This window comes from Cellulosimicrobium sp. Marseille-Q4280, assembly GCF_943181405.1.
Taxonomy (GTDB): Bacteria; Actinomycetota; Actinomycetes; order Actinomycetales; family Cellulomonadaceae; genus Cellulosimicrobium.
This window is the reverse complement of the sequence record NZ_CALPBY010000005.1, coordinates 148,912-172,799: the sequence shown is the minus strand read 5'-3', so window position 1 is coordinate 172,799 and position 23,888 is coordinate 148,912. Positions and strand designations below refer to the sequence as shown.

15 protein-coding genes are annotated in these 23,888 nt (G+C 74.8%); 8 read left to right on the top strand and 7 right to left on the bottom strand.

Annotation, left to right across the window (positions count from 1 at the left end; translation table 11 throughout):
• Positions 1 to 59: 59 nt before the first annotated feature.
• Both NFS20_RS14080 and NFS20_RS14075 read right to left on the bottom strand, forming a co-directional pair.
• Positions 60 to 2,348: an exo-beta-d-1,3/1,6-glucosidase gene (locus tag NFS20_RS14080; RefSeq protein WP_251152423.1), complete on the bottom strand. Its 2,289-nt coding sequence runs from the start codon at positions 2,346 to 2,348 to the stop codon at positions 60 to 62.
• 89 nt (positions 2,349 to 2,437) lie between these two features.
• Positions 2,438 to 3,070: a TetR/AcrR family transcriptional regulator gene (locus NFS20_RS14075; protein ID WP_251152422.1), complete on the bottom strand. Its 633-nt coding sequence runs from the start codon at positions 3,068 to 3,070 to the stop codon at positions 2,438 to 2,440.
• A 117-nt stretch (positions 3,071 to 3,187) separates the two neighbouring features.
• On the opposite strand from NFS20_RS14075, the gene NFS20_RS14070 reads away from it, so the two are divergent.
• From NFS20_RS14070 to NFS20_RS14060, 3 genes are all read left to right on the top strand, one after another.
• Positions 3,188 to 3,838: a hypothetical protein gene (locus tag NFS20_RS14070; protein ID WP_251152421.1), complete on the top strand. Its 651-nt coding sequence runs from the start codon at positions 3,188 to 3,190 to the stop codon at positions 3,836 to 3,838.
• Positions 3,839 to 3,946: 108 nt separating this feature from the next.
• Entirely contained in the window at positions 3,947 to 4,477 is a 531-nt protein-coding gene (locus tag NFS20_RS14065) for a hypothetical protein (protein ID WP_251152420.1), read from the top strand.
• 152 nt (positions 4,478 to 4,629) lie between these two features.
• Positions 4,630 to 6,300, top strand: a complete 1,671-nt coding sequence (locus NFS20_RS14060) for a DUF7059 domain-containing protein (RefSeq protein ID WP_251152419.1) — start codon at positions 4,630 to 4,632, stop codon at positions 6,298 to 6,300.
• Here NFS20_RS14060 and NFS20_RS14055 read toward each other — a convergent pair.
• Together NFS20_RS14055 and NFS20_RS14050 are read right to left on the bottom strand one after the other, a co-directional pair.
• Positions 6,297 to 7,730 carry a serine hydrolase domain-containing protein gene (locus NFS20_RS14055; RefSeq protein WP_251152418.1) on the bottom strand — a complete coding sequence of 478 codons (1,434 nt, stop codon included), beginning with the start codon at positions 7,728 to 7,730 and terminating at the stop codon, positions 6,297 to 6,299. The genes NFS20_RS14060 and NFS20_RS14055 overlap by 4 nt on opposite strands.
• Positions 7,731 to 7,822: 92 nt before the next feature.
• Positions 7,823 to 8,572, bottom strand: coding sequence for a vitamin K epoxide reductase family protein (locus tag NFS20_RS14050; protein WP_251152417.1), 750 nt, complete (start codon positions 8,570 to 8,572; stop codon positions 7,823 to 7,825).
• A 323-nt stretch (positions 8,573 to 8,895) separates the two neighbouring features.
• On the opposite strand from NFS20_RS14050, the gene NFS20_RS14045 reads away from it, so the two are divergent.
• The 3 genes from NFS20_RS14045 to NFS20_RS14035 are packed head-to-tail and all read left to right on the top strand — an operon-like array spanning position 8,896 to position 14,974.
• Positions 8,896 to 10,563, top strand: a complete 1,668-nt coding sequence (locus tag NFS20_RS14045) for a DUF3375 domain-containing protein (protein WP_251152416.1) — start codon at positions 8,896 to 8,898, stop codon at positions 10,561 to 10,563.
• Entirely contained in the window at positions 10,560 to 11,306 is a 747-nt protein-coding gene (locus NFS20_RS14040; RefSeq protein ID WP_251152415.1) for a DUF4194 domain-containing protein, read from the top strand. Before NFS20_RS14045 ends, NFS20_RS14040 begins: the two co-directional genes overlap by 4 nt.
• Positions 11,306 to 14,974: an ATP-binding protein gene (locus tag NFS20_RS14035; RefSeq protein WP_251152414.1), complete on the top strand. Its 3,669-nt coding sequence runs from the start codon at positions 11,306 to 11,308 to the stop codon at positions 14,972 to 14,974. The genes NFS20_RS14040 and NFS20_RS14035 overlap by 1 nt, the downstream gene beginning before the upstream one ends.
• Positions 14,975 to 15,183: 209 nt before the next feature.
• Here the strand turns inward: NFS20_RS14035 and NFS20_RS14030 are convergent, their stop codons facing one another.
• Positions 15,184 to 15,888: a TetR/AcrR family transcriptional regulator gene (locus NFS20_RS14030; protein ID WP_251152413.1), complete on the bottom strand. Its 705-nt coding sequence runs from the start codon at positions 15,886 to 15,888 to the stop codon at positions 15,184 to 15,186.
• A gap of 138 nt (positions 15,889 to 16,026) precedes the next feature.
• On the opposite strand from NFS20_RS14030, the gene NFS20_RS14025 reads away from it, so the two are divergent.
• Positions 16,027 to 17,106: a phosphatase PAP2 family protein gene (locus tag NFS20_RS14025; RefSeq protein ID WP_251152412.1), complete on the top strand. Its 1,080-nt coding sequence runs from the start codon at positions 16,027 to 16,029 to the stop codon at positions 17,104 to 17,106.
• Positions 17,107 to 17,242: 136 nt separating this feature from the next.
• Positions 17,243 to 20,059, top strand: a complete 2,817-nt coding sequence (gene topA, locus NFS20_RS14020) for a type I DNA topoisomerase (protein WP_251152411.1) — start codon at positions 17,243 to 17,245, stop codon at positions 20,057 to 20,059.
• A 138-nt stretch (positions 20,060 to 20,197) separates the two neighbouring features.
• Here topA and NFS20_RS14015 read toward each other — a convergent pair whose 3' ends face one another.
• Together NFS20_RS14015 and NFS20_RS14010 are read right to left on the bottom strand one after the other, a co-directional pair.
• Positions 20,198 to 22,981: an ABC transporter permease gene (locus NFS20_RS14015; RefSeq protein ID WP_251152410.1), complete on the bottom strand. Its 2,784-nt coding sequence runs from the start codon at positions 22,979 to 22,981 to the stop codon at positions 20,198 to 20,200.
• The gene (locus NFS20_RS14010; protein ID WP_251152409.1) at positions 22,981 to 23,868 is read right to left on the bottom strand and encodes an ABC transporter ATP-binding protein; all 888 of its coding nucleotides are present in this window, start codon (positions 23,866 to 23,868) and stop codon (positions 22,981 to 22,983) included. The genes NFS20_RS14015 and NFS20_RS14010 overlap by 1 nt, the downstream gene beginning before the upstream one ends.
• Between the last annotated feature and the right edge of the window lie 20 nt (positions 23,869 to 23,888).

Genomic DNA, 23,888 nt, shown 5'->3' with positions numbered 1-23,888 from the left:
GCCACGACGGTCGCCGAGGGAGAGCCCGGCAGGCTCTTCCTCGGCGACCGGACGGACCGTCAGACCTTGACGGTGAAGCCGGCGCGCAGGAGCACCTCGTCGCGCGACGACGGTCCGACGAGCAGCTCGAAGTCGCCGGCCTCGACGACCCGCCGGCCCGCGGCGTCGACGAGCGTGCAGTCGGCGACGGGCACCTCGAGGTCGACGACCGCCGTCCCGCCCGGCGCGAGCTCGACCTTGCGGTACGCCTTGAGCTCCTTGTCGGTCCAGGTCACGGACGTCACGACGTCGCTCACGTACACCTGGACGGTCTCGCGTACCGGCCGCGTGCCGACGTTGCGGAGCGTGACCTGGGCGCGCACGACGTCGTCGACCCCGACGACCGGCTCCTGCAGGTGCAGGTCCGCGTACTCGACGGTCGTGTAGCTCAGCCCCTCGCCGAACGCGAAGGCCGTGCGCTGCGTGAGGTCGGCGTACCGGTCGCCGTGCTGGCCGCGCACCTGGTTGTAGAACGTCGGCTGCTGGCCGGCGTGCTCGGCGAAGGAGATCGGGAGCCGGCCCTCCGGCTCGACCAGCCCCAGCAGCAGCTCGGCGACGGCCTGCCCGCCGCGCATCCCCGGGTTCGCGGCCCAGACGATCGCGGCCGCGTCGCGCGCCGACGGCGGCAGGACGAGCGGCTTGGACGCCACGACCACCACGACCAGCGGGGTGCCCGTCGCGGCGAGCGCGTCGAGGAGCGCGACCTGACCGCCGACGAGCTCGAGCGTCGCCGTGGACCGTCCTTCGCCGACGAGCTCGATCCGGTCGCCGACGACCGCCACGACGTAGTCGGCGTCCCGGGCGGCCGCGACGGCCTCGGCGATCAGCACGTCGTCGGGCGACGCGGGCACCACCACCTGAGGACGCGGCTGGCCGTCGGGGAAGAACGCGCCCTCGGGGTCGGGCTCGAGCGTGAGGATGTCGGCGCCGCGTGCGTGCGTCACGGTCCAGCCCGCGGGCACGTGGTCGCGGAACCCGTCGAGGACGGTGCTGGTCATCTCGCGCGGGTGCCCCGTCGGGAGCCAGTCGGCCTGGCCGGACGCGCCGGCCCAGTCGCCGAGCTGGGTGTGGTCGTCGTCGGCGTTGGGACCGACGACGGCGACCGTCCGGGCCGGCGAGCCGGCACGCGCGACCGCACGGACGTCGTCGCCGGCCGTGAGACCACCGTCGAGCGGCAGCGTGCCGTCGTTGGTGAGGAGGACGAGCGAGCGCCGGGCGACGTCGAGGTTGACGGCCGTGTGCTCGCCGGACGCGATGACGGCCTGCTGGCGTGCGACGTCGGGCCGGCGCGGGTCCTCGAACAGGCCGAGGCGCACCTTGAGCGTGAGGATGCGGCGCACGGCGTCGTCGATCGCGGGCTCGGTGACGAGACCCCGTGAGACCGCCTCCAGCGCGCCCTCGAAGAACTGCGGCGTCGTCATGATCACGTCGTTGCCGGCGCGGACCGCCGCGGCGGCGGCGTGCACGTGGTCGGGCTGGATCTTCTGCTCCCAGACCATGCGCCCGACGTTGTCCCAGTCGGTGACGAGCGTGCCCGTGTAGCCCCACTCCCCGCGCAGCACCTCGTCGAGGAGCCAGCCGTTCACCGTCACCGGGACGCCGTCCATCGACTGGTAGCCGAGCATGAACGACGCGCAGCCCTCGCGCGCGACGCGCTCGAACGGTGGGAGGAACCACGACCGGAGCTTGCGCCGCGAGATGTCGGCCTCGCTCGCGTCGCGACCGCCCTGGGTCTCGGAGTAGCCCGCGAAGTGCTTGGCGGTCGCGAGGACCCCGGTCGGGTCGCTCGCGCCGTCGCCCTGGTAGCCGCGGACCATCGCGGAGGCGAGCTCGCCGATGAGGTACGGGTCCTCGCCGAACGTCTCGTCGACGCGGCCCCAGCGCAGGTCGCGCGCGATGCACAGGACGGGGGAGAAGGTCCAGTGGATGCCCGTGGCGGCGACCTCGACCGCGGTCGCGCGCGCGACGCGCTCGACGAGCTCCGGGTCCCACGTCGCCGCCATGCCGAGCTGGGTCGGGAAGATCGTGGCGCCGACCCAGAACGAGTGGCCGTGGATCGCGTCCTCGGCGACGAGCAGGGGGATGCGCAGCCGCGTGGTCTCGGTGAGCGCGTGCGCCTCGCGGACGTTCTCGGGGGAGGCGTGCAGGATCGAGCCGACGTGCTTGTCCTCGATCAGCGGCCCGACGCCGTCGCGCGCGTCGAGCTGGAGCATCTGCCCCACCTTCTCGGGCAGCGTCATGCGACCGAGCAGGTCCTCGACGCGCTCGGGGACGGGCAGGGACGGGTCGAGGTAGGCGGCTGTGCTCACGCGCACATCGTACTGCAGGACTGACAGGTCAGTAAGTAAAACGTTTCGACGCCTCGCTGTGGCACCCCACGGCGGTCGCGAGCCGCGTGTCAGCGCCAGCGGTCGAGCAGCCGGGCGACGGTCGCGGCGCCGTGGTCGAGCACCTTCCCGTCGTCCTCCGCCGCCGCGGCGACGAGCGCGGCGTCGATGACGTGCCCGAGCAGGTCGACCTCCTCGACGTCCTCGTACCCCGAGGCGTCGAGCACCGTCCGCAGCGCGGCGAGCAGCCGGGGCCGCGACGCGCGCATGATCGGGCGCAGCGCCGGGTCGCGCATCGCGGTGATCATGGGGTCGAGGCGCACGTCGACGACGGTGTCGTCCACGTGCGGCGCGTAGAGGGTCTCGATGAGCTCGCGGGCCGTCGCTGCGGACGAGCGGGCGCGACGTGGCAGCCCGTCGGCGTGCGCCTGCGCGGCCGTCGCGCGCAGGTCCTCGGCCGCCTCCACCGCCGCGGCGACGAGCGACGCGCTCGTCGGGAAGTAGTACGACGCCGAGCCCGGGGGCAGCCCGGCCGCGCGGGCCACCTGCCGGTGCGTCACCGCGCCGAACCCCTGCTCGACGAGGAGCCGGGCTGCGGCGTCGACCATCGCGCGCTGCCGCTCGGTGCTGCGGCCCTGGACGGTGGTCCGCGCGCCCGTGAGCGCTCGCGCCAGCGGCTCGTCGGGCTGGTCGGGGGTCTCCACGCGCACATCCTAGGGCTCCGACCGATACGGGCGTATGGGGACGCCTCGGCCGTGGATGTCCCAGATGTACCGTCAGGGGGGTTCGTCCACGGCATCGGAGGCGTCATCATGGTGGCCATGCGATCTCCGGTGCGCACCGTGGCCCACGGCGCCGTGCTCGTCGCCGTGGCGGCGCTGTGCTTCGTGACGGTCGCGAGCGGCTCCTTCGACGTCGTCTCGTTGCCGGGAGCCGCGCCGGCCGCCGTGCCGCCTGCCGCCGCAGGCGGGGCCGACGACGTGGGCCCGGTCGGTGGTGCAGGCACCGACGCCGCCCCGGACGCCGACGCCGACGCCGACGCCGACGGCGGTGCCGCGGCCGAGGAGGGGGCGCCGCCCGAGGGGTCCGACGGCGGTGACCAGGCAGCCGGCGACGCCCCGGCGACCACCACCGACCCGGCGTGCCGTGACGCCGAGGTCGCGTGGGGCGACGCTGCGAAGGCTCAGGTGAACCTCAGCGTCGAGCACCCCGCGACGCTCGTCGCCGGCTTCACGAGCGCCCGCGACACCCTCGCGGCGGCCGAGCCGCCGAGTGCGATCGCGCAGGACTGGAACGTCGTGACGACCTACCTCACGATGATCGCCGACGCGGTGGAGGCCGCCGGGGCCGACGACCCGGGCGAGCTCGCCCGGTCGATCGACCGCGTCGGACGCAGGATCGACACGAGCGCGCTGACCCGGTCGTCGCAGCGCGTCACCGAGTTCTTCCAGGCAGGTTGCACCGCCGCCTGACAACCCGTTCCGGACTATTCACCCCATGGCGTTCGCCACATGGGGAGGACTCCCCGGTACGGCAGTTCCGGCACGCCCTCCCGCTCCGGGTGCGACAGCATGGTGCCCATGCGCACCCGACTGACGATCACCAAGACCACGACCGCGCTCGCGACGAGCGCCCTCCTCGTCCTCGGCCTCGCCGCGTGCGGCGGCTCCGGCAGCGACGAGGAGACGACCACCGAGGAGACCGCGACGTCCGAGGAGTCGGCCCCCACGGAGGAGGAGACGACCGAGGAGACCACGGAGGAGGAGCCGGCGGAGGACACCGAGGCCGCGTCGGGCGACTTCTGCGGCGCGTACGACACGCTGATGTCCGCCCAGAGCGAGCTCTCCTCCGTCGACCCGAGCGACCCGAGCGCCGCCGTGACGGCCTTCGAGGACCTCACCTCGACGCTCGAGGCCGCCGAGGCGCCCGCGGAGATCAGCGCCGACTGGGACAACGTCGCCGGCGCCTTCCGCACGATCACCGACACGCTCACGGCCGCGGTCGAGGACCCTGCCAGCGCCGACATGTCGGCGATGACGAGCATCCTGGGCGACGAGTCGTTCCAGACGTCGACGCAGAACGTCGCCACCTACGCGACGCAGAACTGCTGACCTGACCGACCCGACCCCGGGTCGCCGGGCACGACTCCACGTCGTCCCGCGCGGCCCGGGGTCCGTCGTGCCCGGGGTCCGTCGCTCCCGGGTCCGTCGTTCGCGGCGGACCGCGTGCGAGCGTCTCCGCCCGGATCCCGCAGGATGGACCCATGCCTGCACCCCACGCCCCGTCGAGCCCGCCTCCGCCCGGGACGGGCCTCGCCCCGGACGTGCTCCAGCGCGCTGCCGACGACCTGCGCGCCGACCTCGGCGCGGCCGACTTCACCGTCGACGGTGTCGAGCGGCGGCTCGGCCCGGTCGCCGCCGCGGCGCTCCACCGCGAGCAGGCGGTCCCCGCGCGGCGCGTGCTGCGAGGTGCCGGCCCCAGGACCGTGGGCAGCGACGAGCGCGGGCGGGACGCGGCGTCGGGCACGGACGACGCCGTGGCGACGCTCACGTCGCTGTTCCTCCTCGGCGACGACGTCCCTCGCCGCGCTCTCGACGCGGCGCTCGCGCGGACCGGGGCGGACGGCGCGGTGCGCCTCGGCCTCGTGGAGGCGGCCGGGGGAGCGTCCGACGACGCGGTGCGCGCGCTCGTCGACCTGCGGCCCTACGCGTCGTCGGACGCCGCCGGACCGGTCTCGTGGTGGCTCTCGTCCGACCTCGGCGAGCTCGCGACCGACCGGCGCCTCGCCGCCGACCACGTCCTCGGTGCCGGCGGAGCGTCGCTGACGCTCGCCCAGGTCACGACGCGCACGCCCGTCGGCCGGGTGCTCGACCTCGGCACCGGGTGCGGCATCCAGGCGCTGCACGCGGCCCGGCACGCGCGCCACGTCGTCGCGACGGACATCTCGGCGCGCGCGCTCGGGTTCACCGCGTTCAACGCCGCGCTCGACCTGACGCCCGGGGAGCCCGGCACGGGGGCGGGCACGATCCACCTGCGGTCCGGATCGATGCTCGAGCCGGTCGTGGGGGAGACGTTCGACCTCGTCGTGTCCAACCCGCCGTTCGTCATCACGCCGCGGGCGACCGCGGGCGGCGCGGGCGTCACCGAGTACGAGTACCGGGACGGCGGTCGCGCCGGGGACGACGTCGTGCGCGACCTCGTCACCGGGGTCGGCGCCGTGCTCGCCCCGGGCGGCGTCGCGCAGCTCCTCGGCAACTGGGAGCACCGTCGCGGCGAGCCGTGGACCGAGCGTGTCGGTGCGTGGCTCGACGCCGCGGGGCTGGACGGCTGGGTGATCCAGCGCGAGGTCCTGGACCCCGCCGAGTACGCCGAGACGTGGATCCGCGACGGCGGCACCACGTCGGACCGCGAGCCACGGGCCTGGTCCTCCGCCTACGACGCGTGGCTCGACGACTTCGCGTCGCGCGACGTCGAGGCGGTCGGGTTCGGGATCGTCACGCTGCGGCGCCCGGTCGCCGGTGTGCCCACCCTGCGCCGGCTCGAGGAGCACACGGGCTCCGTCCACCAGCCGCTCGGCAGCCACCTCGCGGCGTCGCTCGCGGCGCACGACTGGCTCGAGGCGCACGACGACGCGGCCCTCGCGAGCGAGCGGCTGACCGTCGCGCAGGACGTCACCGAGGAGCGGTTCCACACCCCGGGCGCCGCAGACCCGAGCGTCGTGCTCCTGCGCCAGGGCGGCGGGCTCGGCCGCGCGGTCCACGCCTCGACGGGCCTCGCCGCGCTCGTCGGCGCGAGCGACGGCGAGCTGAGCGTCGGGCAGCTCGTGGGCGCGATCGCGGCGCTGTTCGAGGTCCCGGCCGCGGACCTGGCCGCCGAGCTCCTCCCGGGGGTGCGCGGCCTGGTCCGTGACGGCTTCCTCCGCCCGGGCGGCTAGGAGACGTCCGGGCGCGTCATCAGCGGTGAGCGCACGTGGCGCTCCAGCCCGGGGCCGGTCAGCGGCACGACGTTCCACACCGCGACCGCGGTGCCGGCGCGGGCGTCGACCACCAGCCGGACCCGGTGCGGGGTGGTGACGACGTACAGGTCGGCGACGAACGTGCCGCCCTGCCAGGCGCCGGCAGCGACGACGGGACGGCCGAGCGGTGCGCTCTCCCGCCACTCGCCGTGCCCTACCTCGACGTCGAGCGACCCGCCGAGACGGACGACCCATCCGCCGCTCGCAGGTTCGACGACCACCGGGGATCCCTCAGGCAGCGGAGAGGCCTCCGCGGAGGCGTCGACCCGCGCCGTGACGGCGCGCCCCGGGTCGGCGGTGCCCGTCGGCGGCGCGAGCTCCAGGTGCCGCAGGCGCTCGGCGAGAGCTGCGTCGTCCGCCGGGGCGTCGGCGCGGTCCAGGCCGGGCAGCAGGCACTCCCAGACGGGGCCGAGCAGCGTCTCGCCGCCCTCGCTGACGGCGCTGGTCATGACGACCACGAGGTCGTGCGCCGGGACGACCACGCACGTCTGGCCGAAGGAGCCCTCCCCGCGGTACCCGTGGCGCGACATCCAGAACTGGTAGCCGTAGCCGCATCGCGTGTCGGGGTTGTCCGACCATCCCTCGACCTGCTGCGTCTCGACGTGGCGGCTGGTCGCGAGCTCCACCCACTCGCGGGGGACGAGCTGCGCGTCGCCCCACCGGCCGCCGCGCAGCAGCAGCTCGCCGAACGCGGCGACGGCCTCGGTCGTGAGGTGCAGCCCGTGGAACCCGAAGGAGGCACCGCTCGCCACCCGGTCCCACTCGGCGTGGTCGACACCCATCGGGGTGAAGAGACGCTCGTCGAGCAGCTCGGGCAGGCCGCGTCCCGTGACGCGCTCGACCATCCGGGCGAGCACGTAGGTGGTCGCGTTGTCGTACGCGTGCCGGGTGCCCTCCACCTCGGGGAACGGCACGCGGAGGAAGCCCTTGGTCAGGTCGCCCGGCTCCAGCCGCCACGCCTCGCCGAGGCTGTCCCCGTCGTGCCCGGTCGTCATCGACAGCAGGTGGTGGACGGTGAGGCGGCGCGCCTGGTCGCAGATGTCGGCCGGGACGTGGTCGGGCAGCACGTCGACCACCCGGTCGTCGAGCGAGAGCAGCCCGTCGGCGACCGCGAGGCCCACGGCGACCGACGTGAACGACTTCGTCAGCGAGTAGAGCAGGTGCGGGCGCCCGGCCGAGTAGGGCGACCACCACCCCTCGGCGACGACGTGACCGTGGCGCACGACCATGATCGAGTGGCACTCGACGCGGTCCGCCTCGAGCCGGTCCAGCAGCGCCGCGACCGCCCGGGAGGACACCGTCGAGGCGGCAGGCGTCGACCGTGGCAGCAGGTCGTGTCGAGCAGGCATCCCGGCACCCTAGCGAGTCCGTCCCGTCGACCGGGCACGGATATCGTCCTCCCGCAGGGGCGGTCCGGCGTCCCGCCGACTCCCCGAGGCGGCTACGCGAAGAGCGCGGGCCCGTACTTCAGCACGACGAGGATCGCGAGGCCCACGAGCCACGCCGCGACGAGGTAGCCGTACGCGCCCGACCGCACGAAGCCGAGCAGCCGCGCCTGCGCGCGACGCGGGAGGTAGAGGTTGTCCTCGAGCACGTTCCAGTGCAGGAGGGACGCGAAGACGAGCGTCGTCGAGACGGTGATGAGCAGGCACCACGGGCACAGCGCACCGATGACGACCATCGACTGGTAGAAGAGCCAGTAGGCGAACACGACGCCGAGGAGGTAGACGCACTGCGCCGAGAAGAGGAACCAGCGGGGGAACCGTGTCCCGCCGAGCGCCGCGACCGCCGTCGTGATGACGACCGGCTCGGCGATCATCCCGAGGAACGCGTTGGGGAAGCCGAACACCTGGGCCTGCCACGACTGCGCGACCGTCCCGCAGGACAGGACGGTGTTGACGTCGCACGACAGCGTGGCGGTCGGGTTCGCGGCGAGCAGGACGGCGTCGTAGGACAGCACGAAGGCAGCGACGAGGCTGAGGAGCGCGAAGACGAGCATCTCGCCGAACAGCACCCGACGGGAGTGCGACCACCCGGTGGGGCGCTCGAACGGGTCGAACCCCGCCACGCCTCGCTCGACCGACGCCGACGCATCACCCGGTCCGGGCCGCGTGCCCGACGGCGACCGGCCGCTCGCGCTCCCGGAGCCGAGGCGCCGGTCGTCGGCGAGGGCGGTGGTCGGGTCGCTCATGGGCGGTCCTCCGCGTCGCGGCCCGTGCCGCGGGATGACGGCGCGCACCGGTCCTCCGGTGCGCGAGAGCGGCGACCGGCCGGCAGGGTGGGCGCGCTGCCGGCCAGGCGCCGGGCTCCAGCGTAGGGAGCGGGTGTCGTCCGGCGACAGGGACCATGGTCCCGTCCTCGACGCGGGCATCGCTCGACCGCCGGACCTCTCGTGCCGCTGCCGCACGCGGGCGGTCCGGCGACCTAGGATCACGGGGCGCCCCGGCGTGCGGCCGCTCCCGAACCCGCCGACGCGGCCCCGCCGAGAACGACCCGACGACCGAGAGGACCTGCGTGCTGCACGACGACGTCGACACCCTGCGACGGTCGAACGCGGCCTGGCGGCTGCTCCGCGCGGACACGGCGCCGCTCGTGCTGTCCTTCCTCGGCACGGTGTTCGTCGAGGAGAACGTGCGGGCCATCCCCGAGACCGAGCTCGTCGCGCGTCTCGACGACCACCTCTGGGCGCTGCGCCGCCCGGCCGACGTCGGGGCGGGCGGTCCCGAACCGCGCTACCCGCGCACCCCTCAGGCCTACGTCGACCACTGGGCGCACCCCGACCAGGGCTGGCTGCGGGCGTGGTACCCGCCGGGTTCGACGGAGCCGCACTACGACGCGACGCCCGCCGTCGAGCAGGCCGTGCGCTGGGTCGCGTCACTGCGCGGACGCGCGTTCGTCGGCACGGAGTCGCGGCTCAACACCGTGTTCGAGCTGCTGCGCCAGCTCACGGTCGGCGCCCAGACCGACCCGGCGGAGCGCCTGCGCGAGCTCGAGGAGCGTCGCGACCGGATCGACGACGAGATCGCGCAGGTCCGCGCGGGCCGCGTCGCCGTGCTCGACGCCGCCGCACAGCGCGACCGCTACCAGCAGCTCACGCAGACCGCGGCCGACCTGCTGTCCGACTTCCGCGAGGTCGAGGCCAACTTCCGGTCCCTCGACCGCGCGCTGCGCGAGCGGATCACCGGCTGGGACGGTGCCAAGGGCGAGCTGCTCGAGGAGGTCGTGCGCTCGCGCACGGCGATCGCCGAGTCGGACCAGGGTCGCTCGTTCCACGCGTTCTACGACTTCCTCCTCGACCGTCGGCGGCAGGAGGAGTTCGCCGCCCTCGTCGACCAGGTGCAGTCGCTCGAGGCGATCGCCGTCGACGCGGTGCCGCTCGTCGGGCGGGACGCCGCGGACGCGGCCGCGGACGGTGCCGCTCACGGTGCAGAGCACCGACGGCTCCGGCGCATCCACTACGACTGGCTCGACGCCGGAGAGCGCACGCAGGCCACGGTCCGCACGCTGTCCGAGCAGCTGCGCCGCTTCCTCGACGACCAGGTGTGGCTCGAGAACCGCCGGGTCATGGACATCCTGCGTGGGATCGAGGCGAAGGCGCTCGCGGCCCGCGACGTCGCGCGGCACGACGCACGCACCGGCGCCGGCGGCCCGCCCGGGACGGTGATCGACGCGGTCGCGCCCGAGGTCGTGCTCCCGACCGAGCGACCGCTGTTCACGCCGCGGCCCGGTGCCCGGCTCGACTCCGACCACGTCGAGGAGGGCGACGAGGACTTCGAGGTCGCCGCGCTCTACGAGCAGGTGCACGTCGACCCCGAGCGTCTCGCCCGGACGGTGCGTGACGCGCTGTCGGGTCCCGACGGCCGTGGCGGTCGCGGCCACGTCTCGCTCGGCCAGCTGGTCCGCGACGTCCCGCTCGAGCACGGGCTCGCGGAGCTCGTGTCCTACCTGTCGCTCGACGACCCGCGCTTCGCCGTCGTGCACGACGACGAGGCGACCGACGAGGTGAGCTGGCTCGGGGAGCCGCCGCCTGCCGTCGGGCACGCGGACGCCCTGCCCGAGGACGCGCCCGCACCCGACCCGGTGGTGCGCGTCGCGCGCCTGCCGCGCGTGACCTTCGCACGGCGCGCGCCCGCCACCGCGACGGGCGCGCCCGTCACGAACCGCCCCGAGGAGGAGCAGTGAGCACACCGACGAGCACGACCCGTCCCGCGCGCAGCCCGGAGCTGTCCGTCGTCGTCACGTCCCTGCTCAAAGGTGTCGTGTACCGCGAGTCGGGCGAGGAGACCTGGCGCGACCTGCTCGCGCTGGACGCGCAGGTGCGCGACGCCGTCGCGCTGCTCGGGCTCCAGCTGGTCGTCGACGCGGGCGACGGGTACGCGTACCTGCGGTCCCAGCCGGAGCACGAGCGCGACGAGCGCGTGCCGCGCCTGATCCCGCGGCGCGAGCTGCCGTTCGACGTGAGCCTGCTCCTCGCGCTGCTGCGCAAGCGGCTCGCGCAGTCCGACTCCGAGGGCGGGGACACGCGGCTCGTGCTCACGCGCGCCGAGATCGTCGAGCTGCTGCGCGTCTTCCTCGTGCAGGACGCCGGTGCGGTGGCGAACGAGGCGCGCCTCGTCGACCGGGTCGACGGCCTCGTGCGGCGCGTCGTCGAGCTGGGGTTCCTGCGTCCCGCGGGCCGTCAGACGCTGCCCGACGACGCGCCCGGACCCGGGACCGCCGACCCGGACGGTACGGCCGGTCCGGCCGGGGAGGGCGAGGGCGACGTCCGGCGGTTCGAGGTCCGTCGCATCCTCAAGGCGTTCGTGGACGCGCAGTGGCTCGCGGACCTCGACGCACGGCTCGCGCAGTACCTGGAGGTGGCCGCCGGGCGGGGCGACGCCGGCCGGCAGGGCACGACCGCTTCGACGAAGGTGACGGTGGACTGATGGAGGGCCTGTTCAGCCCGGTCGAGCTGCACGACCCGGCGACCGACCTCGACGCCCGCGCCGGCTTCCGGCTCGAGCGCCTCGAGGTCCTCAACTGGGGCACGTTCGACCAGCGCGTGTGGGCGTTCGACCTCGACGGGCGCAACGCGCTGCTCACGGGCGACATCGGGTCGGGCAAGTCGACGATCGTCGACGCCGTGACGACGCTCCTCGTGCCGTCGCACCGCATCTCCTACAACAAGGCCGCGGGAGCGGGGGCGCGCGAGCGGTCGCTGCGCTCGTACGTCGCGGGCCACTTCAAGTCGGAGCGCGACGAGGCGACGGGCACCACGCGGCACGTCGGGCTGCGCGAGCGGGGCACCTACTCGGTCGTGCTCGGTCGGTTCGCGAACCGCGGCTTCGACCAGCAGGTGACGCTCGCGCAGGTGTTCTGGCTCGCGCAAGGGCAGTCGGGGCAGCCCGACCGGTTCTTCGTCACGACCGACCGGCCGCTGACCATCACCGAGGACTTCGCCGGGTTCGGGGGCGACGTCGCGGCGCTGCGCCGTCGGCTGCGGGAGTCGGGCGCGCAGGTGCGCGACCACTTCCCCGAGTACGGGCGGGACTTCCGCCGGCTCCTGGGCATCCCGTCGGACCAGGCGATGGACCTGTTCCACCAGACGGTGTCGATGAAGTCCGTCGGGGACCTCGGGGAGTTCGTGCGCGAGCACATGCTCGAGCCCTTCGACGCCGACCGCTGGACCGACCGGCTCGTCGCGCACTTCGACGACCTGACGTCCGCGCACGACGCGGTCGTCCGCGCGACGGCGCAGATCGACCGCCTCGCACCGCTGCTCGCGGACGTCGACGCCCACGACGCGCTCGGGCGGCGTGCCGACGCCGTGACGGCGCGTCGCGACGCGTTGCGCGCGTTCACCGCGTCGCGACGCGTGGCGGACCTCGACGGGCTCATCGCCGCGCTCGACGAGCGGGTCGCGGACGGCGAGTCGCGTCGGGCGCGGGCCGGGGAAGAGCTCGGGATCCTCGGCGCGGAGCGGCAGCGGCTCGAGCTCGAGCGCGCAGGGCACGGCGGTGACCGGCTCGCCGCGATCGAGGGCGAGATCGCGCGGCGCGAGGTCGAGCGCGCGGCCCGCGAACGACGCGCGACGCAGCTCGCGGGCTACGCGGTCCGTGCAGGGCTCACGCTCACCTCGGGTGCCGAACCCCGGGTTGCAGGTCACGGCGACGCCGTCCGGGCGCTCGCGGACGCGCTCGTCGACGCCGAGGCGTTCGCGGCGCTCCGCCGCGAGGCCGACGCCGCGGCGTCGGGCGTGCGCGAGGACCTCGCCCGGGCCGAGGAGGACGCGGCCGGGGTCGCGGCCGAGCTGCGCGTCGTCGAGCAGGAGACCTCGGACGTCAAGGCCGAGCTCGCGAGCCTCGCCGACCGCCGCTCCAACCTGCCGCGCACCCACCTCGACGTCCGCGACCGCCTGTGCGCGGGCGTGGGTCTGACGCCCGACGACCTGCCGTTCGTGGGCGAGCTGCTCGCCGTCCGCCCCGAGCACGAGGCGTGGGAGGGCGCGGCCGAGCGCGTGCTGCGCGGCTTCGCGCTGTCGCTGCTCGTCCCGGCGGCGCACTACGAGGCCGTCGCCGCGTGGGTGGACCGCGAGCACCTGGGCCTGCGCCTCGTCTACCACCGGGTGCCCGAGCGGGTCGGCGCACCCCGGCGTGCCGACCGGCCCGACGGCGCGCTCCTGCTCGCCGACCTGCTGGACGTCCGCACGCTCCACGACGCGCCCGCGCTCACGGCGTGGGTCGAGGCCGAGATCGAGCGTCGCGCCGACCACGCGTGCGCCGACGACCTCGCCGCGTTCCGCCGGCTGCCGCGGGCCGTCACCCGCTCCGGTCAGGTCAAGCACTCGCCGGACCACCACGAGAAGAACGACGTGCGCGCCGTCGACGACCGCCGCGGGTACGTGCTCGGCTGGTCGACGCAGGCGAAGGTCGACGCGCTGCTGGAGCAGGCGGCCGAGGTGACCGCGCGCCGGGACGCGCTGGCCCGGCGTCGGGACGCGGCGGCCGCACGGCGCGCGGACCTCCAGGAGCGGTCGGCGGCCCTCGGCAGGGCCGACGTGTACCGCGACTGGGACGAGCTCGACTGGCGCGCGGAGGTCGCGCGCATCGCCGAGCTCGACGCCGAGAAGCGCCGCCTCGAGGAGGCGAGCGACGAGCTCGGCCGCATCGCCGGCGCGCTCGCGGGCATCGCGCGCCGCCAGGCCGGGCTCGAGGCCGAGCGCGACCGCGTCGTCGCGACGCTCGGCGCCGACCGGCACGCGCTCGACGAGGCGCGGACCGCGCGCGACCGGGCCCGCGCGGTGCTCGACACCGCCGGCGAGGCGCTCGACGAGGAGACGACGGCGGCGCTCGCCGAGGAGTTCGACCGCGAGCTCGCGTCGGCCGGGCCGACGACAGGTGCTGCGCGAGCGGGGGGCGTGGCGGCTGAGCCGCCGGGAGTGCCGCCGGGTGGGCCGACCCGTGCGGCCGACCTGGACGCCGTCGAGAACGCGGTGCGCTCGCGGCTCACGGCCGAGGCCGAGCAGGCACAGCGCGAGCGCGCGGACCTCGGCACGCGCATCGCTGGCCAGATGGCGGCGTTCCGGTCCGCCTACCCCGTGGAGACCGCGGAGCTCGACGCCGACGTGCGCTCCGCCGGCGGCTACCGCGAGATCCACGACCGGCTCGTGCGCGACGACCTGCCGCGCTTCGAGGCCGACTTCAAGGCGTACCTCAACACCAACGCGATCCGCGACATCGCCGGGTTCGCCGCGGAGCTGGCCAAGCAGGCCGACCTCATCCGGGACCGCATCGACACGATCAACGACTCGCTGCGCGCGATCGACTACAACCCGGGTCGCTACATCCGCCTCGAGGTGTCGCGCACGCCGAACGTCGAGGTGCGCGAGTTCCAGCAGGACCTGCGCGCGTGCACCGACGGCGACGGGATCCTCGCCGAGGACGACCGCGCGCTGGCCGAGGGGGACGGTTCGGCGGTCGACGGCGCGCTGTCGTACTCGGAGGACCGCTTCCTGCGCGTCAAGGCGCTCGTCGAGCGGTTCCGCGGGCGCGAGGGGATGTCCGACCTCGACGACGCGTGGCGCCGGCGCGTGACGGACGTGCGCAACTGGTTCGTGCTGTCGGCCTCGGAGCGGTCGCGCGCCGACGACTCCGAGCACGAGCACTACTCCGACTCCGGCGGGAAGTCCGGCGGGCAGAAGGAGAAGCTCGCCTACACGATCCTCGCGGCGTCGCTCGCCTACCAGTTCAAGCTCGACTGGGGCGCGGTGCGCTCGACGGCGTTCCGGTTCGTCGTCATCGACGAGGCGTTCGGGCGCGGATCGGACGAGTCGACGCGGTTCGCGCTCGAGCTGTTCCGGCGCCTCGGCCTCCAGCTGCTCATCGTCACGCCGCTGCAGAAGATCCACGTCATCGAGCCGTACATCTCCGCCGTCGGGTTCGTGGACAACCCGAGCGGGCGCTCGTCGCGCCTGCGGACACTGACGATCGACGCCTACCGCGACGGCCGCGACGACCGGGACCGCCGCGACGACCGGGACGGCCGTGACGGGCGCGACCGCGCGGACTCCGGTGGCACGCGCGACGTCGCCCTGGCCGAGGTAGTACCTCAGTAGCGCGAGGTAGTACGGCAGCAGCGCGAGGTAGTACCTCAGTAGCGCGAGGTAGTACGGCAGCAGCGCGAGGTAGTACCTCAGTAGCGCGAGGTAGGACGGCGGTCGGCCCCTGCCCGACGACGCGTGGGGGCCTTCCCCCGTTCGGCGTCGGGTCCGGGAGCGGGTGACCCCAGGTCCTACTTCAACGGACCGGGGTACTACCTCGGCGGTCAGGCCAGCGGGCGCGGTCGCTGTGCGCCCGCAAGGGTGGCCGCCAGGATCGCCTCGATCGCGAAGGCCGTCGCCTCGGCGAGGTCGACGGCGTCCGGGTCGAGGAGCCACTGCGTCTGCAGGCCGTCCATGACGCCGATGATCGACGACGCCGCACGGTCGAGCGCCGCGTCGTCGAGCTCGAGGTCGACGACGTCCGCCCCCGCGGCGCGGCGCTCCTCGACGACCTCGCGCAGCGCACCGGCGATGTCGGCGCGGAGCCCGGCGAACCGCGCGGTGACCCACGCGCTCGCGGGGTGGCCGTCGGTCACGGCCTCGCCCGCGATGACGGTGTACGCCTGGACGATGCCCGGGCGCTCGGCGTTCATGGCGGCGGTCAGCACGAGGTGCCGGAACAGGTCGAGTCCACCGGGGATGTGCCGTCCCTCGAGGTGCGCGACGTCCTCCCGGTCGCGGAACTCGAGGACGGCGGTGAGCAGCCGGTCCTTCGACCCGAAGTGGTGCAGCACGCCCGCGTGCGTGATGCCGACCTGCTCCGCGACCTCGGCCAGCGACCCCTGGTGGTACCCCCGGGAGCCGAACACGTTCATGGCGGCACGGAGGATCTCCTCGCGCCGCGCGAGCGTCTCGGGGCGGGGGCGGCGCGCCCGGCGGACGCGCGCGTCGCCGTCCGCGGGGAGCGGCCGCGAGGAGACGTCGGTCATGCGTGCCACCTTACTGCTGCCCGCGCCGTCGGCCCGGCTCTGCCCGCCGCCGCGGACCGGTCGGGTCCGCCGTCCTGCGGGACCACTTCTGCTCGACGTCTTTCCCGAACTCCCACAGACGTCGCTTACGGTGGGAGGATGTCCGACCACGCGCCGACCCGACCGCTGCCGACCGGTGGCGGGACCGGGACGCGCCCGCTGCCGGTCGCGGCGCCGGCAGGGCCGACCGTCGGACCGCACTCCGGGACTCCCGCCGCACCGTCGGCTCGTCCGTCCGCAGGCCCGCAGCGCCCGGTCGGCACGTCCGGCACGTCCGGCCCGTCCGAGCGGCCAGGCCCGACGGCGCAGCCCGGCCCGACGGCGCGGGTCGCCCCGCGTGTCGTCGCCGGGCTGGTCGCGGTCGCCGCGGCCGCCCTCGCCTGGGCCGTGTGGCGGTTCTTCGTCGACACGTACGCGGGCCAGATGCTCGAGCGCGCGGCGTTCGACGGCGCGGTGAACGGGCAGGGCCCGCTGTGGACGCTGGGCGAGCCCGTGCTGGACACGGTGTCGGTGACGTTCGTCGTCGTCGGTCTCGCCGCAGCGATGGCGATCGCCGTCGTGCGGCGGCGCTGGGGGCTCGCGGTCCAGGTCGGGTTCGTCGTCGTGGGGGCCAACGTGACGACCCAGGCGGTCAAGCACGTCCTGCTCGGGCGCGAGAACCTCATCGGTGGCTGGACGGCGGAGAACTCGCTGCCGAGCGGGCACACGACCGTCGCGGCGTCGGTCGCGGCGGCGCTGCTCCTCGTGGTGCCCCGGGCGGCGCGGCCCCTCGTGGCCGTCCTCGGCGGCGCGTACACGGCCGCGATCGGTGTCTCGACGCTCGTCGGGCAGTGGCACCGGCCGAGCGACGTCGTCGCTGCAGTCCTCGTGGTGCTCGCGTGGGGCGCGCTCGTGTGCGCGTTCACGCCGCGCTCGTCGCTCGACCCGCGCGCCGGCGCCTCGCCGGGATCCGTCGTGACGGCGGTGCTCCTGCTCCTGGGGGCGGCGGCGTCGGGCGTCGTCGCCCTGTGGACGATGCGCGCGACGCCGGCCACGTGGGACACGACGACCGCGCAGGAGGCGACCGCGTACCTCGGCGGCGTCGCCGGCGTGGCCGGGGTGACGGCCGGTGCCTTCGCGCTGCTCCTGCTCGTCCGCCAGTCCACGGCTCGTCCGGACGCCGTCGGGGTTCAGGAGTAGGGTGCCGCTGGCGCGGATGGCGTAACGTCGTAGGCTGCCCGGTCCGCGGCCGGGGTCGTGCGCCGCAGGGCGCCGACGGGAACCCGCGAGAGACCGGCGCACGGAACAGACTTCGTACCGACGAAAGCAGGATGGGATGCCACGCAAGCTCGTGATCGTCGAGTCGCCCGCCAAGGCTCGCAAGATCCAGGGCTACCTCGGCGACGACTACGAGGTCGAGGCGAGCGTCGGGCACATCCGGGACCTGCCGCAGCCGTCGGAGCTGCCCGCGGACATGAAGAAGGGCCCGTACGGGAAGTTCGCGGTCGACGTCGACAACGGCTTCGACCCGTACTACGAGGTCTACGCGGACAAGAAGAAGAAGGTCGCCGAGCTCAAGCGCGCCCTCAAGGACGCCGACGAGCTCTACCTCGCGACGGACGAGGACCGCGAGGGCGAGGCCATCGCGTGGCACCTGCTCGAGGCGCTCAAGCCCAAGGTCCCGGTCAAGCGCATGGTGTTCCACGAGATCACGCGCGAGGCGATCCAGCGGGCGCTGCAGAACACGCGCGACCTGGACACGAGCCTCGTCGACGCGCAGGAGACTCGCCGCATCCTCGACCGTCTCTACGGCTACGAGGTCTCCCCGGTGCTGTGGCGCAAGGTCCGTCAGGGCCTGTCGGCGGGCCGCGTGCAGTCCGTCGCGACGCGCCTCGTCGTCGAGCGTGAGCGCGAGCGCATGGCGTTCGTCGCGGCCGAGTACTGGGACGTCTCCGGGACGTTCGGCCTTGCGGGCGCGGCCGCGGCCGCCGCCCCCGACGACGCCGGCAAGGCGTTCGGCGCCCGTCTCGTGCAGCTCGGCGACGCGCGGGTCGCGTCCGGGCGCGACTTCGACGACCGTGGCCAGCTCAAGCCGGCGGCGCAGCGCGACGGCGTGCGGCAGCTCGACGAGGCGACGGCCGGGGCGGTCGTCGCCGGTCTGGCGGACGCGGACTTCGTCGTGCGCTCGCTCGAGACCAAGCCGTACACGCGTCGTCCGGCCGCGCCGTTCACGACGTCGACGCTCCAGCAGGAGGCCAGCCGCAAGCTGCGCATGTCGTCGCGCCAGACGATGCGCACCGCGCAGTCGCTGTACGAGAACGGCTACATCACCTATATGCGCACCGACTCGCCGTCGCTGTCGAGCGAGGCGACGAGCGCCGCGCGGCGTCAGGCCGCCGAGCTCTACGGCGCGGACTTCGTGCCGGAGAAGCCGCGCGTGTACGCGTCGAAGAACGCGGGCGCGCAGGAGGCGCACGAGGCCATCCGCCCCGCGGGGGACTCGTTCCGCACGCCCGCGCAGGTCGCGAAGGAGCTGAGCGGCGACCAGTTCAAGCTCTACGAGCTCGTGTGGAAGCGCACGGTCGCGTCACAGATGGCGGACGCCAAGGGCTCGACCGCGTCGGTGCGCCTGGGCGCGCCGCTCGCCACCGTGCAGGGGACCGAGGAGGCCGGGGTCGCCGGCCGCGACGCGGTGTTCGCGGCGTCGGGCACGGTCATCACGTTCCGCGGCTTCCTCGCGGCGTACGAGGAGAGCTCGGACGTCGACCGGTACGCCGAGGACTCGCTCGGCGCCACAGGCAAGGGCGGCGACACGGACGGCGAGGCGCGCCTGCCGCAGATGGCGCAGGGCGACGCGCTGCGCGGCGAGGACCTCGAGGCGGCCGGCCACTCGACGTCGGCCCCGCCGCGCTACACCGAGGCGAGCCTCGTCAAGGCGCTCGAGGAGCTCGGCATCGGCCGTCCGTCCACGTACGCGTCGACGATCTCGACCATCCAGGACCGCGGCTACGTGCTCACGCGCGGCCAGGCGATGGTGCCGAGCTGGCTCGCGTTCGCCGTCGTGCGCCTCCTCGAGGAGCACTTCGACCGGCTCGTGGACTACCGGTTCACGGCGGCGATGGAGGCGGACCTCGACGAGATCGCGGCCGGCCGCCGCGACCGCGTCGAGTGGCTCACGCACTTCTACTTCGGGGACGCCGCGAAGGGCGAGGCGGGCGAGGGCCTGCGTGAGCTCGTGGAGAACCTCGGCGACATCGACGCACGGGGGATCAACTCCGTGCCGATCGGCGAGGGTCTGCAGCTGCGCGTCGGGCGCTACGGCCCCTACGTCGAGGACCTCGCCGCCGAGGTGAAGGAGGGCGAGAACCCGCCGCGCGCCTCCGTGCCCGACGACGTCGCCCCCGACGAGCTGACCGTCGCCAAGGCGCGCGAGCTGCTCGCCGCCGGGGCGGACGACGGCAGGGTGCTCGGGACCGACCCGGTCTCGGGGAACGAGATCATCGCGAAGGCCGGGCGCTACGGCCCGTACGTCACCGAGGTGCTCGACCTCCCGCCGATCGACACGAGCCTGTCGGCCGCGGCCCAGAAGCGCGCGAAGGCCGCGCAGCCCAAGCCCCGCACCGGGTCGCTGCTCAAGACGCAGACGCTCGAGTCGGTCACGCTCGAGGACGCCCTGCAGCTCCTGTCGCTGCCCCGGGTGGTCGGGACGGACCCCGAGTCGGGCGAGGAGATCACGGCGCAGAACGGCCGCTACGGTCCCTACCTCAAGAAGGGCACGGACTCGCGCACCCTCCCGAGCGAGGAGGCGATGTTCACCGTCACGCTCGACGAGGCGCTCGAGCTCTACAAGCAGCCGAAGCGCGGGCGCGGGCGCGGCGCCGCGACCCCGCCGTTGCGCGAGCTCGGCGACGACCCGACCACGGGCACGCCGATCGTCGTCAAGGACGGCCGCTTCGGGGCCTACGTGACCGACGGCGAGACCAACCGCACCCTGCCGCGCGACGTCACCCCGGAGTCGATCACGCCCGAGCGCGCGATCGAGCTCCTCGCGGAGAAGCGCGCGCAGGGCCCGGCGAAGAAGCGCACGCCGGCCAAGAAGCCCGCCGCGAAGAAGGCTCCCGCGAAGAAGCCTGCTGCCAGGTCGGCGAAGTAGTACCGAGGTCCCTCGACATCGACCGCGGTACTACCTCGCGAAGCAGTACCGAGGTCCTTCCACATCGACCGCGGTACTACCTCGCGAGGTAGTACCGCGGTGCGACGTCGGGGACGTCGGCCCCCGACGCGCGAGCGGTCAGTCGACGGTCACCGCGTCGAGGACCGGCAGTCGGGCGGCGCGGATCGCGGGCCAGACGCTCGCGACCAGCCCGATGACCACCGCCGTGCCGAGGATCGCGAGCACCTGGCCCCAGGGGATCGCGAGCGTGCTCAGGCCCTCGTCCGCGAGCACGCCGGGCAGCGCCGCGCCGATGCCGATGCCCGTCGCGACACCCAGCACCGTCCCGTACACGGCCGTGAGCACGGACTCGATCGCGATGATCCCGGCGAGCTGGAGGCGTCCGAGCCCGACGGCGCGCAGGAGCCCGATCTCGCGCGTGCGCTCGATGACCGAGAGCGCGAGCGTGTTGACGATGCCGAGCAGCGCGATGACGATCGACAGCGCGAGGAGCGCGTAGAGGATCACGAGCACCTGGTCCACCTGGTCCGCGAACGCCGACGCCGTCTCCTCGCGGTCCAGGACCGTCAGCACGAGGTACGGCGCGACGGCGTCGGTCAGGCCCTCCCGGAGCTCGTCGAGCTGCGCGGGGCTCGCGTCGTCCGCGGCGCTCACGTAGACGATCCGCACGCTCGCCTGGGCGGGCGGGACGACGGCGTCGAACACGTCGTCGCGCACGAGGATCCCTGTGCCGACGAGCTGGCTGTCGATGACCGCGCCCACGGTCGCCTCGACCGGCGCACCGGTGGTCTCGCTGCCCCCGGTGCCGTTCCCGGTGCCGCCCTCGCCACCGAGCAGCACCGTGTCGCCCACCTCCCAGCCGCGCTCGCGCGCGGTCCGCCGGTGCACGACGACGTCCCCGTCCTCGAGCGTCGACGTCGGGTTTCCCTGGAGCGTCACGGGGTCGAGCGCCGTCTCGAAGAACGTCGCCGGGACGCCCGCGACGTCGGTCCCGCGCGCCTCCTCGCCGGAGCCGCCCGAACCTCCGGTCCCGTCGGATCCTCCGGTCCCGCCGGCCCCGTCCTCCGGCGCATCGACGGTCGCGACCGGCGCGAGCCCGAGCCGGACCGTGTCGACCGTCTCGGCCCCCGGTACCGCGCGCACCGCGTCGACCGCACCTCCGGGGATCGTCTGGGTCGCCGAGTCCACGACGAGGTCCGCGCGCACCTCGGTCTCGACGATGCTCCGCACCGACGCCTGCGTGGAGGCGGCGATGACCCCCGTGACGGAGACCAGCGCCATGCCGATGAGGAGCGCGCCCGCGGTGCTCGCGGTCCGCCGCGGGTTGCGGGTGACGTTGCCGCGCGCGAGCCGCCCGAGCGGCCGGAGAGCGGCCACGAGGGGCCAGGCGAGCACCGTGAGCACGCCGCGCGCGACCGCGGGGGAGCCCACGAGCACGCCGACGAGGACGAGCCCGGCGCCCACGCCGAGCAGCACGCGCGGGCTGAGGTCGTCGACCCACGTCCACCCGGTCGGGTCGTCGGCGACCGACGACCCGAGGTGCGCGGCGAGCCACAGGGTCCCGGCGCCCACCGCGACGAGCGCGGTCCCGCCGACCGCCCGGGCGAGGGTGCCGCGCTCGGGGGCGACGTCATCGCGCATCGCCTGGACGGGCGGGATCGCCGCAGCCCGGCGCGCGGGGAGCACGGCCGCGAGGACGCTCACCGCGGCGCCGAGCCCGACCGCCGCCGCGAGCTGCGTGCCGCCGAGCGGGACACGGCCCGAGAACTCCATCCCGGCGGCGGCCAGGCCCCAGCGGATGACCCGCACGAGCGCCGCTCCGCCCGCGACGCCGAGCGCCCCGCCGACGAGCCCCACCACGAGCGCCTGGGCCAGCACCGACGAGAACACCTGGCCCGGCGACGCGCCGAGCGCGCGCAGCAGGGCGAGCTCGCGCAGCCGCTCGCGCACCGACATCTGGAACGTGTTGGCGATGATGAACGCCCCCACGAACAGCGCGATCGCGGCGAAGACGAGGAGGAACGTCTCGACGAACCCGAGGACCTCCTCGACCGCCTCGCTCGCCTCCTCGCGCGCCTGCGTCCCGGACACCGCCTGCGCGCCGTCGGGCAGCACGGCCTCCACGCGCTCGGCGAGCGCCTCCTCGTCGGCCGCTGCCGTGCCATCCGTGCCGCCGGTGCCGCCGTCGTCCGACCCGCCGCCTGCGTCGCTCCCCGAGGCCCAGACCGCGATCTGCGCGACCTGGCCGTCGGGCGCGTAGACCTCGCGCGCCGTCGCGTCGTCGAGACCGATCAGGACTGCCCCGGCGGCGGCCGCCTCGATCCCGAACACGCCCGAGACGGTGACCGGCCTCGGCTCGTCGCCGAGCACGATCGTCGTCTCGTCCCCGGTGCTCAGCCCGGCGGCCTCCGCGGCGCTCTCCTCGAGCACGATCTCGCCCGGCCCCGGCCAGGCACCCTCGAGCAGCGTGAGGCTCGGGTCCTCCTCGTCGACGGCGAGCGCCACGCTCGGCGGGCCGTTCGTCACGACGGCCGTGCCGTCCGCGGCGACGAGGACCGCGGGACCCGAGACGTCGGCGACGGCCCGGTCCACGCCGTCGACCTCCTCGATGCTGGTCACGAGGTCGTCCGGGACGAGCGTGCGCTCCGCGGCGAACCCGCCGCCGGTCGCACCGCCGCCGCCCCCGCCCTCCTGCGGGGCGGCACCCGTGACCTCCTGGGAGCCGCGCACGTAGACGTCGGCCACGAGCGTCGTCGCGATGATGTCGTCGAACGTCGAGGACAGCATGCCCCGGAACGCGAACGTCCCGACGACGAACGCGACGCCCAGCGTCACGGCGAGCACCGACAGCACGAAGCGCACGAGGTGCGCGCGGACCCCGCGCAGCGCGACGCGGAGCATCACTGCCCGTCCGACGGCGCGAGGTGGCGCCCGTGCACCCCGGTCGCGCGGGCGCCCTCGGGCACCGGGGACGGACGGGCCGCGCCGTCGTCCACCTCGCCCGCGGACGCGGCGAGGGCGTCGAGGATGTCCTGCTGCTTCGGGTCGTGGAGCTCGCCCGAGATCCTCCCGTCGGCGAGGAAGACCACCCGGTGCGCGTACGACGCGGCGCGCGGGTCGTGCGTGACCATGACGACCGTCTGGTCGAGCTCGTCGACGGACCGGCGCAGGAACGCGAGCACCTCCCCGGCGGAGCGCGAGTCGAGGTTGCCCGTGGGCTCGTCGGCGAACACGATCGACGGCCGGGACACGAGCGCCCGCGCGCACGCGACGCGCTGCTGCTGGCCGCCGGACAGCTCGGACGGCCGGTGGTGCAGGCGGTCGCCCAGGCCCACGGCGTCGACCACCTCGTCGAACCACGCCCGGTCCACCGGCGCCCGCGCGATGTCGAGGGGGAGCGTGATGTTCTCGGCGGCGGTGAGCGTCGGCACGAGGTTGTACGACTGGAAGACGAAGCCCACGCGCGTGCGGCGCAGCGCGGTGAGCCGGCGCTGCGACATGCGGCTGATCTCCTGCCCGTCGACCACGACGCTGCCGGACGTCGGCGAGTCGAGGCCGGCGAGGCAGTGCATGAGGGTGGACTTGCCGGACCCGGACGGCCCCATGATCGCCGTGAGCCGGCCGCGCGCGAAGTCGACGTCGACGCCGTCCAGCGCGCGGACCGACGTGTCACCCGTGCCGTACACCTTGACGAGCCCGCGTGCGCTCGCGCGCGGCTCGGGGGTCGCCGGTGGGGCGACGTCGGGCGCGGGCGTCGGGCCGGGGGCCTGGTCAGGGTGGCGCGGCATGCCTCATCGTGACGTGACGA

Excerpts from the sequence above, each read along its gene's own strand:
- NFS20_RS14070 (WP_251152421.1), top strand. The coding sequence starts at position 3,188 with ATGCGATCTCCGGTGCGCACCGTGGCCCACGGCGCCGTGCTCGTCGCC.
- NFS20_RS14065 (WP_251152420.1), top strand. The coding sequence starts at position 3,947 with ATGCGCACCCGACTGACGATCACCAAGACCACGACCGCGCTCGCGACG.
- NFS20_RS14060 (WP_251152419.1), top strand. The coding sequence starts at position 4,630 with ATGCCTGCACCCCACGCCCCGTCGAGCCCGCCTCCGCCCGGGACGGGC.
- NFS20_RS14055 (WP_251152418.1), bottom strand. The coding sequence starts at position 7,730 with ATGCCTGCTCGACACGACCTGCTGCCACGGTCGACGCCTGCCGCCTCG.
- NFS20_RS14050 (WP_251152417.1), bottom strand. The coding sequence starts at position 8,572 with ATGAGCGACCCGACCACCGCCCTCGCCGACGACCGGCGCCTCGGCTCC.
- NFS20_RS14035 (WP_251152414.1), top strand. The coding sequence starts at position 11,306 with ATGGAGGGCCTGTTCAGCCCGGTCGAGCTGCACGACCCGGCGACCGAC.
- NFS20_RS14030 (WP_251152413.1), bottom strand. The coding sequence starts at position 15,888 with ATGACCGACGTCTCCTCGCGGCCGCTCCCCGCGGACGGCGACGCGCGC.
- NFS20_RS14025 (WP_251152412.1), top strand. The coding sequence starts at position 16,027 with ATGTCCGACCACGCGCCGACCCGACCGCTGCCGACCGGTGGCGGGACC.
- topA (WP_251152411.1), top strand. The coding sequence starts at position 17,243 with ATGCCACGCAAGCTCGTGATCGTCGAGTCGCCCGCCAAGGCTCGCAAG.
- NFS20_RS14015 (WP_251152410.1), bottom strand. The coding sequence starts at position 22,981 with ATGCTCCGCGTCGCGCTGCGCGGGGTCCGCGCGCACCTCGTGCGCTTC.
- NFS20_RS14010 (WP_251152409.1), bottom strand. The coding sequence starts at position 23,868 with ATGCCGCGCCACCCTGACCAGGCCCCCGGCCCGACGCCCGCGCCCGAC.